Genomic DNA, 208 nt, shown 5'->3' with positions numbered 1-208 from the left:
TGGATGCCGGGTATTGGGTGCGGAACCTGCGGGAGCGGGTGCTGTTCGAGCCTGTGGTGCGGTCCTTGGTGGACAAGGGCACTGGGTTGTTCGTGGAGTCGAGTCCGCATCCGGTGCTTGCGATGGCGGTGTCGGAGACCGGTGAGAGCGCGGACCGTTCCGTGGTGGCTGTGGGGTCGTTGCGGCGTGATGAGGGTGGTGCGGAGCG

The 208-nt window shown here is 66.8% G+C and carries 1 protein-coding gene; it reads left to right on the top strand.

Annotated elements, in window-relative coordinates; genetic code table 11:
* Positions 1-208 (top strand): acyltransferase domain-containing protein (locus tag KUM44_RS42865; protein WP_217215178.1); only part of this gene is annotated, 208 nt, incomplete at both ends.

The sequence above is a fragment of the Streptomyces sp. AC550_RSS872 genome (assembly GCF_019049285.1).
In the GTDB taxonomy this organism is placed as follows: Bacteria; Actinomycetota; Actinomycetes; order Streptomycetales; family Streptomycetaceae; genus Streptomyces.
This window is presented reverse-complemented; position numbering and strand designations above follow the sequence as displayed.